11 protein-coding genes are annotated in these 12,618 nt (G+C 59.9%); 4 read left to right on the top strand and 7 right to left on the bottom strand.

Annotated elements, in window-relative coordinates; genetic code table 11:
- Positions 1–15: 15 nt before the first annotated feature.
- Together Q0I19_RS10620 and Q0I19_RS10615 are read right to left on the bottom strand one after the other, a co-directional pair.
- A complete protein-coding gene (locus Q0I19_RS10620; protein WP_294761463.1) occupies positions 16–1,347 on the bottom strand; it encodes a uracil-xanthine permease family protein in 1,332 nt (443 codons plus the stop codon).
- Between the two features lie 200 nt (positions 1,348–1,547).
- On the bottom strand, positions 1,548–1,751 hold the full coding sequence (locus Q0I19_RS10615; RefSeq protein ID WP_294761460.1) for a hypothetical protein: 204 nt from the start codon (positions 1,749–1,751) through the stop codon (positions 1,548–1,550).
- Positions 1,752–1,859: 108 nt separating this feature from the next.
- On the opposite strand from Q0I19_RS10615, the gene Q0I19_RS10610 reads away from it, so the two are divergent.
- Positions 1,860–2,864 (top strand): nucleoid-associated protein, encoded by a 1,005-nt coding sequence (locus tag Q0I19_RS10610; protein WP_294761458.1) that lies wholly within the window; start codon positions 1,860–1,862, stop codon positions 2,862–2,864.
- A 267-nt stretch (positions 2,865–3,131) separates the two neighbouring features.
- On the opposite strand, the gene Q0I19_RS10605 is transcribed toward Q0I19_RS10610, so the two are convergent.
- A complete protein-coding gene (locus tag Q0I19_RS10605) occupies positions 3,132–3,983 on the bottom strand; it encodes a class I SAM-dependent methyltransferase (protein WP_294761456.1) in 852 nt (283 codons plus the stop codon).
- Positions 3,984–4,334: 351 nt separating this feature from the next.
- Between Q0I19_RS10605 and Q0I19_RS10600 the strand changes: the two genes are divergently transcribed.
- Positions 4,335–5,867 carry a trypsin-like peptidase domain-containing protein gene (locus tag Q0I19_RS10600; protein ID WP_294761454.1) on the top strand — a complete coding sequence of 511 codons (1,533 nt, stop codon included), beginning with the start codon at positions 4,335–4,337 and terminating at the stop codon, positions 5,865–5,867.
- Positions 5,868–6,154: 287 nt separating this feature from the next.
- On the opposite strand, the gene Q0I19_RS10595 is transcribed toward Q0I19_RS10600, so the two are convergent.
- Genes Q0I19_RS10595 through Q0I19_RS10585 form a run of 3 tightly spaced genes read right to left on the bottom strand, consistent with a single transcriptional unit; the run spans position 6,155 to position 8,862 of the window.
- Positions 6,155–7,558: an FAD-dependent protein gene (locus tag Q0I19_RS10595; RefSeq protein WP_294761452.1), complete on the bottom strand. Its 1,404-nt coding sequence runs from the start codon at positions 7,556–7,558 to the stop codon at positions 6,155–6,157.
- 24 nt (positions 7,559–7,582) lie between these two features.
- Complete coding sequence (locus Q0I19_RS10590) at positions 7,583–8,254, bottom strand: DUF308 domain-containing protein (RefSeq protein WP_294761450.1); 672 nt, start codon at positions 8,252–8,254, stop codon at positions 7,583–7,585.
- Between the two features lie 5 nt (positions 8,255–8,259).
- Positions 8,260–8,862 (bottom strand): cytidylate kinase-like family protein, encoded by a 603-nt coding sequence (locus tag Q0I19_RS10585; RefSeq protein ID WP_294761448.1) that lies wholly within the window; start codon positions 8,860–8,862, stop codon positions 8,260–8,262.
- A 206-nt stretch (positions 8,863–9,068) separates the two neighbouring features.
- Here Q0I19_RS10585 and Q0I19_RS10580 point away from each other — a divergent pair, with 206 nt between their 5' ends.
- Complete coding sequence (locus Q0I19_RS10580) at positions 9,069–9,431, top strand: hypothetical protein (RefSeq protein WP_294761445.1); 363 nt, start codon at positions 9,069–9,071, stop codon at positions 9,429–9,431.
- A 145-nt stretch (positions 9,432–9,576) separates the two neighbouring features.
- Here Q0I19_RS10580 and hisB read toward each other — a convergent pair whose 3' ends face one another.
- The gene (gene hisB / locus Q0I19_RS10575) at positions 9,577–10,164 is read right to left on the bottom strand and encodes an imidazoleglycerol-phosphate dehydratase HisB (RefSeq protein ID WP_294761444.1); all 588 of its coding nucleotides are present in this window, start codon (positions 10,162–10,164) and stop codon (positions 9,577–9,579) included.
- A 199-nt stretch (positions 10,165–10,363) separates the two neighbouring features.
- On the opposite strand from hisB, the gene dnaK reads away from it, so the two are divergent.
- Complete coding sequence (dnaK, locus tag Q0I19_RS10570; protein WP_294761442.1) at positions 10,364–12,142, top strand: molecular chaperone DnaK; 1,779 nt, start codon at positions 10,364–10,366, stop codon at positions 12,140–12,142.
- Positions 12,143–12,618 lie beyond the last annotated feature (476 nt).

Below are 12,618 nucleotides of genomic sequence, written 5' to 3'. Positions count from 1 at the left end.
AGCTTTTCCTCAAAATCAGACGCGCAGGCTGGCACCCTCGCCCTCGTTGGAGCCTTCATCGAACTCGTAGTCGTTGCCGGGCAGGATGGCGTTCAGCAGGATGCCGGCGATGGCGGCGATGGCCAGACCGGACAGGTTGATGGTAACGGTGCCCACGGCAAAGCTGATGCCGCCCACAGAGTTGAAGCCCAGGGCACTGACCAGAATGACCGCGGCGATGATCAGGTTGCGGGAGTTGGTGAAGTCCACCTTGTTTTCGACCACATTGCGGACGCCGATGGCGGAGATCATGCCGTACAGAACAAAGCTGATGCCGCCCACGATGCCGGTGGGAATGGTGTTGATGACCGCCTCAAACTTGGGGCTGAAGCTCAGCACAACGGCAAACACGGCCGCAATGCGGATAACCAGCGGGTCGTAGATCTTGGTCAGGGCCAGAACGCCGGTGTTTTCGCCGTAGGTGGTGTTGGCAGGGCCGCCCAGCAGACCCGCCATGGCGGTGGCCAGACCGTCGCCCAGCAGGGTTTTGTTCAGGCCGGGGTCACGGATGTAGTTTTTGCCGGTGGTGGCGCTGATGGCGGCGATATCGCCGATATGCTCCATCATGGTAGCCAGCGCGATGGGCACGATGGTGAACACGGCGCTGATGAACGTTTCGCTGCCGTCGATGGCAAACAGACCCATGGCGTCCTTGTGCAGGGGCAGACCGATCCAGGCGGCGGCGCCGATGGTCTCAAAGTCAACCGCACCGGTAACCAGCGCTACAGCGTAGGAAACCAGAACGCCGATCAGGATGGGCAGGATCTTGACCATGCCCTTACCCCAGATGTTGCAGATGATAACGGTGGCCAGCGCCACAATGGCCAGCAGCCAGTTGCTCTGGCAGTTGCTGATGGCGCTGGGGGCGAGGATCAGACCGATGGCAATGATGATGGGACCGGTGACGACAGGGGGGAAGAACTTCATCATCTTGCGGATGCCGAACGCGGAGATCAGCGCGCTGAACAGCACATACACAAGACCGGACAGCGCCACGGCGGCGCAGGCGTAGGGCAGATTTTCGGGGTTGGCACCGTTGTTGGAAACGATGGCAAAGCCGCCCAGGTAGGCAAAGCTGGAGCCCAGGAACGCGGGAACCTTGCCCTTGCACAAAAAGTGGAACAGCAGCGTGCCCAGACCGGCGCACAGCAGGGTGGTGCTGACGCTCAGACCGGTCAGCAGGGGAACGAGAACGGTTGCGCCGAACATGGCAAACATGTGCTGCGCACCCAGGATCAGCAGCTTGGGCGTGCCAAGCTGGCGGGCATCATAGATGCCGTTGGAAAAATCGACTTTGTTTTCCGCCATAATATCCTCCTTAGAAAACCGCAAAAAAAGAGGGGACTGCGTTTTTTGTTACAACAGCCTCCTTTGCCTTCACCGCTAAGTATACCGCGTTTCGACAAAAAAGGCAAGAGGAAAAACGCAGTTTGACGTCAAAATGCAAAGCCCGTAAAAAATGCGCCGCTGCGGGCGGCGCACCTTATCTAAACTCCTAACTCCTAACTCTAATACTCGGCTTCCTCCCGCCATTGGCGCAGACGTTCCACGGTTTCGTCGGTTTCCACCCAGCCCTCGTCGGGGTCGGGGTGCGCGTCGGGCGCATAGCGCTGCATCACGGCGGGGCTGCGCCCGCGCAAAAATTCCTGTGCCTGTTTCTGACGGTCGGTAGCGGTGCGCCGCAGCAGCCGTTCCATGTCCTGTCGGGTCATAGAAAAACACCTCCTGCCAAAAGGTTGTGCAGGCAGGGGGCTGTCAAAACGCGGAAAAATATGGTATACTAAGGCGATACCGCATAAATCTTCCGAAGGAGCTTTACTATGGAGATCAAACTCAACCAAATCGTGCTGCACCTGCTGGATTCCGGCGCGTCCGAGCCGGTTTTGTCCGACCGCGCTATGGATATGGACGCCGATCTGCACGAATACTTTTCCGCCGTGATCGAGCGCGCCTTTGCCAGCGACGACGGCAAAAACTGCCGTTTTCTGCCCGATTCCGCCTTTGCGCAGGAGATGACGCAAAACGGGGATTTCGTAGACCTGTCCCGCCGCATCGGCGGTGTGATTTTTGAGCAGCTTTTGCAGTACCCTGCCATCCCGGCGGGCGATTTGGCGGTGGTGGATTTTGCCGCCGACGGTGTGCCCTATTACGGTGTGCTCAAGCTCAACTACCGCCCCGGCTACACCCACGCCACCCAGCGGCTGGGCAACGGGCAGTTCAGCAGCATGGTGCCCCAGCGCACGCTGCTGCCCGGCACGCCCAAGGCCGACGAAGCCGCGCTGTTTGACCGCGCCAACGGCACGGTGCGCCTGATCGAAAAAAAGTATACGCTGGACGACAAGAAGGATTTCTACCTGTCTACGCGGGTTTTCGGCTGCACCGAGGCGGTGACCGAAAAGGCCAAGCTGAAGGCTGTCTGCGAAAGCGCCGTGGCGGCGGTCAAGGAAGCCTACCCCGAACCCGAGGAATTGGACGATGTGCCGCCCTTTGACGGCGGCACCGAAACGGCGGTCGAGCTGATGGTGCGCAACCAGGCGGTGGATAACCAAATTGCCGTCGAGGATGTCTGCACCCGCATCCGCGAAAACTACCCGCTGGCCGCGCCCAAGTTTGAGGCAGCCCTGGCGGAGACCGGCGTCGAGGAGACCGACCGCCTGACCGTCAGCCCCGCGCGCATCAAAAAGCTGGAAAGCCGCAGCTTCAAGACGGAATCCGGCATTGAAATAAAAATCCCCGCCGAGCTGTGCAGCTCCGACGAGGCTGTGGAGTTTATCCATTCCGCCACCGGCGGCCTGAGTTTGCTGATCAAAGACGTGCTGATTTGACGGTGAACCGCAAAAAACAGCGCAGTAAAAAAATGTTGCGCGGTAGGGGCGGGGCATGCCCCGCCCGCGGTTTTACGGTTGCAACAACATAACGGGTCATTCGTAGGGGCGGCATATATGCCGCCCGTTGCAGCCGTCCCGACAATGCAGCCTATCGGGTAAACCGCACAGGCGAGCAATGCTCGCCCCTACAACCTAACGGGCAAATTCACGACAACCGCACAATTTCCCGGCGGGGTGGGGTCACCCCGCCCTACGTTGCATTTTCTATTTTTTAATCACAAAACACGGCAGCGGGGCGGTGTCTGCCCAATTGGCAAACTCGCACACCAGCACGGTGTACTGCGTCAGCGGCAGGCTGCGGAAAAACGCCAGTGCCGCCTGCTTTTCGCCGTCACCGATGATCTTGCCGCTGTACAGCACGGCCGCCAACACGCCGCCAGGCTTTAACGCCGCCAGCGCACTGCGCAGCGCAGGCAGGCTGCCCTCGGCGGTGGAATGTACCGCGTGTTCCGCACCCGGCAGCCACCCAAAATTAAACAGCACGCAGTCCGCCGTGCCGGGCTGCACCAGCGCAGCCAGGTCCGCGTGGTCGTGCAAAACCGCACGGCCCACCGCGCCGAATCCGGCGTTTTGCAGCCGCGTGTTGGTGTTGGCCACGGCCTGCGGCTGAATGTCCAGCCCCAAAACCTGCCCGTGCTCCCCGGCCAGTTGGCATAAAAACAACGTATCATGGCCGTTTCCGCAGGTGGCATCGATGTACAGCCCGCCCGGCGCCAGCCTCGTCCGCAAAAAATCGTGGCAAAGCTGCACCGCCGAAAGGTCCGGCACCCGCCGCCGCACCAGCTTGTCCCCCACGGGCACAAAGCCGAACTTGTGCGCCAGCGCCCTGCCTGCCTCGCTTTCGGGCAGCGGGGCGGTGAACAGGCTGGCGGTCTTGGTGTCAAACCCACCGCCGCTGCGCAGAATTTCCTTTACCAGATAGCTGCCGTAGCCCCGCCCGCGCCATGCGGGGGCAATTTCCAGCGCCGCAAAAACGCTGCCCCGCACGGCAGCCGTGCCGATGACCTCGCGCTCCTTATATAAGGTATAGTTTCCGTTTTCGCAAACCAGTTTCATGGCCGATGCCCCCTTTACCTACCCAGCATACAGGGCGGCGGGGGACTTGTCAACCCCCGGCGGAAAGTGCTAAAATAAAGGCAACACCGCATAATTCCCGCCTAACGGCTTAAGCACCGCTCCGGCGGCTGCGGCACAGCATCTGCGTTGCCAAAATGCTCGCCAATACACAAAGTATTGCCTGCGCTTTTGGCTTAGCAGCTGCCGCACCTCGCTCGCCGTATCGGCACTTAGAATTATGCGGTATTGCCTAAGGGCAGGATTTCACAATTCTTTCACCGCAATGAGAAGTCTATTTCACAATTTGCCGGTATACTGTAAGCATAAAATCAATCGAAAGGAAGGATCTGTATGAGTAACGAATACGATTACTCCGGTCTTTATAACCATACAGACGGAAATACACCCCCGCAAAATCCCCAAAATCCCCAACAGCCCCAGCAGCCCCAGCAGCCCCAGCAGCCCCAGCAGCCGCAGCAGCCGCAGCAGCCGCAGCAGCCCCAACAGCCGCAGCAGCCCCAACAGCCGCAGCAGCCCCAACAGCCGCAGCAGGACAACAGCTACCCCAACGTGGGCAGCAGCGGCATGAACACCGCCAACACGGCGCAGACCGATTACTCCACCCCGAACCCTGCGCCCAACCCCGCACCCGAACAGGATAACGGCTACACCAGCAGCTTTGGCGGCAACGGCGGCAACGGCGGCTACAATGGCTACAGTTACAGCAGCGCCCCGCAGCAGCCCCCCAAAAAGCATCGCAACGGCAAAAAAATCGCCCTGCGCGTGTTGGCGGGCGTCGGCGCGGTGGTGCTGGGATTCGGCGGCGGCTTTGCGGGTGCCCTGGTGGCAAGCCGCACGGGCCTGACCGGCAGCCAGGTGGTTGTACAGCAGGTCGTCCATGAGGCGGACGCCGACAGCAGCACCACCACCAACTCCACCGGCAACGAAGCCACAACGATGAGTGTGCAGCAGATCGCCAGCCTGGTATCGCCCAGTGTGGTGGCTATCACCACCGAGGCCATGACCAGCAGCCAGACCTGGTTCGGCGGTTACTATGTGCAAAGCGGCGCCGGTTCCGGCGTCGTCATCAGCCAGGACGGCTATATCCTGACCTGCGCGCATGTTGTAAACGGTGCATCCAGCGTCAAGGTACAGCTGAGCAACGGCGACAGCTATGACGCCACCATCGTGGGCAGCGACTCTACTTCTGACGTAGCTGTGCTGAAAATTGATGCCACAGACCTGACCTCCGCCGTCGTGGGCGACAGCGACAAGCTGGCTGTAGGCGAGACCGCCGTGGCCGTGGGCAACCCCCTGGGCACCCTGTCCAACACCGTTACCGCCGGTTATGTCAGTGCGCTGAACCGTCAGGTCACTGTGGAAAACAACAACATGACGTTGATTCAGACCGATGCCTCCATCAGCCCGGGCAACTCCGGCGGCGGCCTGTTCAACGGCAACGGTGAGCTGATTGGCGTTGTCAACGCCAAGAGCTCCTCCGAGGATGCCGAGGGTATCGGCTTTGCCATCCCCATCAACAGCGCGATGCAGATCGCCAAGGATCTGATCGAGAACGGCTATGTGGCCCGCCCGGCGCTGGGTGTCAGCATCTACGATGTGACCGATGCGCAGACCGCGCAGCAGCTCGGCGTCGCCAACTACGGCGTGTATGTGGTCAAGGTCACCGCGGGCAGCGGTGCCGAGAGCGGCGGCGTCAAGCCGGGCGACCGCATCATTGCCATCGGTGATGTGGCCGTGAGCAGCTCCAACGATGTCAAGAGCTACCTGCAAGACAAGGAAGTCGGTGACACCGTGACCCTGCAGGTCGAGCGCGAGGGCAAAGTCCTCAGCCTGGATGTCACCCTTGGAAAAATGACACAGTAACGTGATATAGAAAAACGCAACCCCGCCAAAGCGGGGTTGCGTTTTTTGTGGTGAAGATATTTTATTGCGATGTAGGGCGGGGTGACCCCACCCCGCCAGGGAATTGTGCGGTTGGCGCAAATTTGCCCGTTAGGTCGTAGGGGCGAGCATTGCTCGCCTGTGCGGTTTGCCCGTTAGGTTGCATTTTCGGGTTGGCTGCAACGGGCGGTCAATGACCGCCCCTACAAACTACCCGCAATTTTGTTGTATCCCGCAGGCGGGACATTATATATCTTTTACAAATCCCATCAAAAACCGTGCTTTTCCAGCAGCTTGCGGCCCATCAGCACGCCCATGACGGATGCCATCATCAGGCCGCGCGTCCAGCCGGAGGAATCGCCCAGGCAGTGCAGACCGGCGATGTTCGTCTCCAGATCGGTGTCCATCTTGACCTTGTTGGAATAGAACTTCAGTTCGGGGCTGTACAGCAGCGTTTCGGGGCTGGCAAAGCCGGGCACGACCTCGTCCATCATCTTGATAAACTCAATGATGTTGACCATCGCGCGGTAGGGCATGGCGGCGGTGATGTCACCGGCCACGGCGTCCTTCAGCGTGGGCTTGACGTTGGTGTGGCTCAGCTCCTTGTTCCAGGTGCGCTTGCCGTCCAGAATATCGCCGTAGCGCTGCACCAGAATGTGGCCCGCGCCCAGCATGTTCGTCAGCTCGCCCACCTTTTGCGCGTAGGCAATGGGCTGGTTGAACGGCTCGGTAAAATTGTGGCTGACCAGAATGGCCAGGTTGGTGTTGTTGCTCTTTTTCTCTTTGAAGCTGTGTCCGTTGACCACGGCCAGGTCGTTGTCGTAGTTTTCCTGCGCCACAAAGCCGCCGGGGTTCTGGCAGAAGGTGCGCACCTTGTTGTGCCACGGGGCGGGGTAGCCGATCAGCTTGCCCTCGTACAGGACCTGGTTGATCTTTTCCATGATCTCGTTGCGGCACTCCACGCGCACACCGATGTCCACGGTGCCGGGCTTGTGGGCAATGCTGTGCTCGGCGCAGATTTTTTCCAGCCAGTCGGCGCCGCGGCGGCCGGTGGCAATGACCACCTGTTTGCCCAGCACCTCGTGGGTGCCGGTTTTTTCGCGCAGCAGTACGCCCTTGCAGGTCGAGCCGTCCAGGATGATGTTCTCGCACTCGGTCTCAAACAGCATCTCCACGCCGGCATCGGCCAGATAGTTCTGAATGTTCAAATACAGCTGCTGGGCCTTTTCGGTGCCCAGGTGGCGGATGGGGCAGTCGACCAGCTGCAAGCCTGCCTGAATGGCGCGCTTGCGGATATCCTTGATGTCGGGGCCTTCGTAGACGCCCTCAATGTGGGGGTCAGCACCGAATTCCAGATAAATTTTGTCGGTGTAGTCGATCAGCTCCTGGGCAAAATCCTCACCGATCAAATCGGGCAGCTCGCCGCCGACCTGGTAAGAAAGCGACAGCTTACCGTCAGAAAATGCGCCTGCGCCGGAAAATCCGGTGGTAATGGCGCAGGTGGGCTTGCAGTTTACGCAGACGCCGGTCTTGTCCTTGGGGCAGTGGCGGCGTTCCACGGGCTTGCCCTTTTCCACCAGCAAAATTTTGTGGGGGTTCCGGCTCTTGCGCAGCAGCTCCAGCGCGGTAAAGATACCGGCAGGGCCGGCGCCAACGATGATCAGGTCGTACATAGGTGGGGGTTCTCTCCTTAAAAATTATTGTTCGGTATCGGTCACATCGGTGCTTTCGGCATCATATACCACACCGTTGTTGTCAGGGTTTGTGTCGTCCTCATCGGCGGCATCGGCCAGGGCCGAAAGTGCCGCGTTGGCGGCGGCGTTCGCCATGCGCTCCAGCGTGCGCAGTTCCATGGCGGCGTACAGGGTGCAGCCCAGGTTGATGGCACCCTCCACAATCAGCAAAATGCCGCACAGCATGACCACGCTGACCATGGCGTCAAACGGGTTGACCAGCAGCAGCACGCCCAGTGCGATGGAAAGCAGGCTCAACAGCAGCAGCACCCACCATTTTTGCCCCTTGCGCTTGGCAAGGTCAATGGCAGAGCCGATGCGGCTGCAGCCGTCCACCAAAATGAACAGGCCGAACACAATGGGCAGAAAGCTGGCCACGACCTCCGGCTTGAGCAGCGTAAAGATGCCCAGCCCCACGGTGATGACGCCGCCCACCAGCATAAAGGGCGCGGTAAAGCCGGTGCCCCGCAGCTTGGCGTACTGAAACAGGCAGACTGCGCCGGTCATCAGCACCACAATGCCGAAGGCATAGCAGATCCACAAAAGGCTGGTTTCGGGCATGATGAGCAGCATCAGCCCCAGAATGATAAAGGCAATGCTTAAAGCGAGCATCCCGTTTTTCATGTGACGCAGCATACAAATTACCCCTTGGCCTGCATAGCTTTGGCGGCGGCGACGATCAGGTCTGCGCAGGCATCCAGACCCAGGGCGGCGTTCAGGCAAAGGTCGTAGTTCTTGGCCTCGCCCCAGCGGTTTTCGGTGTAGTAGTTGTAGTAGCTGGCGCGGGCGCGGTCGTGCTTGGCCAGCTGGCTTTCCCAGCTGCGGTCAGACATGTCCTTGACATCGGGGCGTGCCTTGGCGCGTTGGATGCGTTCCTCCAGCGGGGCGTACACAAAGGTGCGCAGCACGTTGGGGCGATCCCGCAAAACATAGTCGCCGCAGCGCCCCAGAATGACGCACGACCCTTGGGCGGCGACCTCTTTAATGACGTTGCTTTGCAGAATGTAGACCTGATCCGCCAAGGGCATGGTGTTGCCCATCATATACAGGCTGTAGATCAGGCTGCCGCTGCGCTGGGTCTCGCTGGCGGCGATGGCTTCTTCCGTCAGGCCGCTGCGTTTGGCGGCCATGGTGATGAGTTCCTTGTTATAAAGGGGAATGCCGAGCTTGTCTGCGACGGCCTGGGCAATCTCACTGCCGCCGGAGGCGTATTCACGCGCCATCGTGATAACCATAGGTTCCATTCTGCTGCACCTCACTGTAAATTGATGTATTTGCCTATTACGGCTTACTTACAGTATATCCCGAATTTTGTAAATGTGCAAGAGAAAATCATACTTTTGAAGAAATTGGGGAGATTTTCACGGAAAGTTCACTGGAAAAAGTTGACACGAACCGAAAAAAGTATATAATATATCATGTAACAAAACGTGTGAAAGGTCGAAACAACGTGAAAGAAACCAAGCCTACCTGCCAATTCCGGATAGATTTCCACACGGGCCGCCTGTTGGAGGCCGCCGGCTGTGAGTTGTTTTTCGGTGAGGATGCCGCCGGCATTGCCAAGGATCTGTCGGACATGGAAAAGCTGACCGGTGAGCGTTGGCAGATGACCGTTGCCCAATATTTTGCCCATGCGCAGGACCGCAGCGAAATGCTGCGCCTGATGGACACGGTGTGTGCGGGCCGACCCTGCTCGGTCACGGTGCGGCTGCGCAACGCCGTGACACGCAGCTACCGCAAGGCCATGGTAGCCGTGCGCCCCAGCCCGGATCACCCCGGCTGCGTCGAGGGTGAAATAACCGAATGTGAGTAAAAAGGCGCCCCGCGAGGGGCGCCTTTTGGTTTAATGTTCCCATGCGGTGTGCCCGCGGCACGGGCACAAATTTACATACTGTGCGGCAAATTGTGCTTTTTCCGGGATGTAGAATTACTATAAAATTATTACAAACCGTATAAAATCACAGCGTTCCCTTGGTGGACAGCACCCCGCAGATGCGCGCGTCGGTGCGGGTGGCGGCGTCCAATGCCTTGGCAAACGCCTTGAACATGGCCTCCAGCTTGTGGTGGTCGTTCTCGCCGTACATGATTTTCAGGTGCAAATTCATCATGGCAGCGTAGGAAATGGCATAAAAGAACTCCCGCGCCATCTGGGTGTCCATGCCGCCGCAGCTTTGCCCGGCAAACGCCGCATCGTAGACAAAATACGGCCGCCCGCCCAAGTCCACGGCGCACAATGCCAGCGTTTCGTCCATGGGTAGCATACAGCTGCCGTAGCGCACCAGCCCGGCCTTGTCGCCCAGCGCCTGCCGAATGGCCGTGCCCAGCGCAATGCCGATATCCTCAATGGTGTGGTGGCAGTCCACGTTCAAATCGCCGCGGCAGTGTACCGTCAAATCAAACAAGCCGTGGCGGGCAAAGCCGTCCAGCATGTGGTCAAAAAAGCCGATGCCGGTATCCAGCTCGGTCTTGCCGCTGCCGTCCAGATTCAGGGTCAGGGTAATTTGGGTTTCCCGCGTGTTGCGGGTCACGGTGGCTGTGCGTTCCATAGGCTGCCTCCTGTTGTCTTTACCGCGTTAAAGCGTTGCTATGCCTTTACTATACCACGCGCGCGGGGGCGGCGTCAATGCAAAAAATGCGCAATTTATTTACGAAATCGCAACACTTTTTTTTGCCCGCTGCGCTACAATAAAGGTAAGATTCTGAACATGGGGCTGCGGCCCTGTTTTTGAGAGGAAAACCAACTCTATGGCAAAGATAATCGGGATAGATTTGGGTACCACCAACAGCTGCGTGGCGGTGATCGAAGGCGGCAAGCCGGTGGTCATCCCCAACGCCGAAGGGCAGCGCACAACGCCCTCGGTGGTGGCGGTGACCAAGGCAGGGGAGCGCCTGGTGGGTGAGGCCGCCAAGCGGCAGGCCGTCACCAACGCCCCCCGCACGGTCAGCAGCGTCAAGCGGCTGATGGGCAGCGAAAAGCGCGTGCCCATCGACGGCAAAACCTACACCCCGCAGGAGATCAGCGCACTGATTTTGTCCAAGCTCAAGGCGGACGCCGAGGCGTATCTGGGCGAGGCGGTGACGCAGGCGGTCATCACGGTGCCGGCGTATTTTAACGATGCGCAGCGCCAGGCCACCAAGGACGCCGGGCGCATTGCCGGGCTGGAGGTGCGCCGCATCATCAACGAACCCACCGCCGCCGCGCTGGCCTACGGGCTGGACAACGGCAAGACCCAGAATGTCATGGTGTACGATCTGGGCGGCGGCACGTTTGATGTGTCGCTGATCCGCATCGGGGACGGCATCGTGCAGGTGCTGTCCACCTGCGGCGACAACTTTTTGGGCGGCGATGACTTTGACGAGCGCATCGTCACATGGCTGGCAGAGGGGTTCCGCAACGACACGGGGCTGGACCTGACCGCCGACCGCGTGGCGATGCAGCGCCTGCGCGAGGAAGCCGAAAAGGCCAAAAAAGAGCTTTCGGCAGCCACCCAGACCGAGATCCACCTGCCGTTCATCCTAAGCGGGCCGGACGGGGTGCATCACCTGCAAAGAACGCTGACACGCGCAAAATTTGAGGAACTTTGCGCCGATTTGATCGAGCGCACGGCCCTGCCCGTGCGCAACGCGCTGAGCGACGCCCACCTGAGCGCCAGCGATCTGGATCAGGTACTGCTGGTCGGCGGTTCGACCCGCATCCCGGCGGTGCAGGCCAAGGTCATGCGCATGGTCGGGCTGGAGCCCGGCAAAAGCCTGAACCCCGACGAGTGCGTGGCGCTGGGCGCTGCCGTGCAGGCTGGGCGGCTGGGCGGCGAGGCACTGGCGGGCGCGGGACACGACCTGCTGCTGATGGACGTCACCCCGCTGACGCTGTCCATTGAGACGGTGGGCGGCGTGGCAACGCATCTGATCGAGCGCAACGCCACCATTCCGACGCGGTTCAGCAAGGTGTTTACCACCGCCGCGCCGTTCCAGAGCACGGTGGAGATCAAGGTCTTGCAGGGCGAACGCGAGTTTGCCCGCGACAACAAGCTGCTGGGCACCTTTACCCTGCAGGGCATCAAGCGCGCGTGGGCGGGCGTACCCAAAATCGAGGTGACCTTTGACATTGACGCCAACGGCATTGTCAAGGTCAGCGCCAAAGACCTGGACACCGGCAAGCAGCAGGGCATCACGATCACAGGCACCTCCCACCTGACCGAGGAGGAGATTCGCCGCGCCATGCGCGATGCCGCCGCCTTTGCGGGGCGCGACAAGGAGCGCCGCGAGGCGCTGGAGGCGATGAACGCCGCCGAGGCAGCGCTGTACCGCGTCAACACCGCCCTGAGCAGCCGCGCGGGCAAGGAGTTGGACCGCGACACGCGCCTGCATATAAAGGAAAGTGTGCGCCGCCTGGAACGCACCCTGCGCCGCAAAAAGGCCGACCGCCTGACCCCCGAAGATGCGCACAACATCAACGCCGCGCGCGAGGAGCTTTCCGCCGTGGCCGCGCCGCTGGTGGAAAAGTGGGAAACGAGCGCGAAATAATTGGATAGAAAGCATAAATTCGGTGTGCCGCCCCAACGGGGCGGCACATTTTTATTTGTAAGGCGATGTGGGTAGGGAAAGCCTTCCCCCGTGGGGGAAGGTGCAGCTTGTAGAAAAAGCCTGTTACCGGAAGATTTGTAGGGATGGGTCTTGACCCATCCGCACATCTGGTCGCGCGCAGCGCATAAAATCGCGCCGAATGGCGCGCGGGTTTCCCGCTGTGTCGTGCTTTTGGCAAGGCAGCAAGGAGGGGTCAAGACCCCTCCCTACAAATAACCGAATGGTAAGCGGTTATAGGCAAAGCACCCGTTTCCGGCAGGTTTGTAGGGGACGCATACATGCGTCCCGCGGCGTTTGCCCGTTAGGCTGTGTTATCGGGACGGCTGCACGGGCGGCATTTATTGTATAGAGTAGTAACATAGGTAACAGGTAGAGAAGAGACATAGGTAACAGTTTTTGCTAGAATAAAGACATCC

It is taken from the genome of uncultured Gemmiger sp. (genome assembly GCF_934561205.1).
Lineage (GTDB): Bacteria > Bacillota > Clostridia > Oscillospirales > Ruminococcaceae > Gemmiger.
This window is presented reverse-complemented; position numbering and strand designations above follow the sequence as displayed.

What these genes read in the sequence shown, in the direction of transcription:
- Q0I19_RS10595 (WP_294761452.1), bottom strand. Translation starts at nt 7,558, where the DNA reads ATGTACGACCTGATCATCGTTGGCGCCGGCCCTGCCGGTATCTTTACC.
- Q0I19_RS10610 (WP_294761458.1), top strand. Translation starts at nt 1,860, where the DNA reads ATGGAGATCAAACTCAACCAAATCGTGCTGCACCTGCTGGATTCCGGC.
- Q0I19_RS10605 (WP_294761456.1), bottom strand. Translation starts at nt 3,983, where the DNA reads ATGAAACTGGTTTGCGAAAACGGAAACTATACCTTATATAAGGAGCGC.
- Q0I19_RS10615 (WP_294761460.1), bottom strand. Translation starts at nt 1,751, where the DNA reads ATGACCCGACAGGACATGGAACGGCTGCTGCGGCGCACCGCTACCGAC.
- dnaK (WP_294761442.1), top strand. Translation starts at nt 10,364, where the DNA reads ATGGCAAAGATAATCGGGATAGATTTGGGTACCACCAACAGCTGCGTG.
- Q0I19_RS10585 (WP_294761448.1), bottom strand. Translation starts at nt 8,862, where the DNA reads ATGGAACCTATGGTTATCACGATGGCGCGTGAATACGCCTCCGGCGGC.
- Q0I19_RS10620 (WP_294761463.1), bottom strand. Translation starts at nt 1,347, where the DNA reads ATGGCGGAAAACAAAGTCGATTTTTCCAACGGCATCTATGATGCCCGC.
- Q0I19_RS10590 (WP_294761450.1), bottom strand. Translation starts at nt 8,254, where the DNA reads ATGCTGCGTCACATGAAAAACGGGATGCTCGCTTTAAGCATTGCCTTT.
- Q0I19_RS10600 (WP_294761454.1), top strand. Translation starts at nt 4,335, where the DNA reads ATGAGTAACGAATACGATTACTCCGGTCTTTATAACCATACAGACGGA.
- hisB (WP_294761444.1), bottom strand. Translation starts at nt 10,164, where the DNA reads ATGGAACGCACAGCCACCGTGACCCGCAACACGCGGGAAACCCAAATT.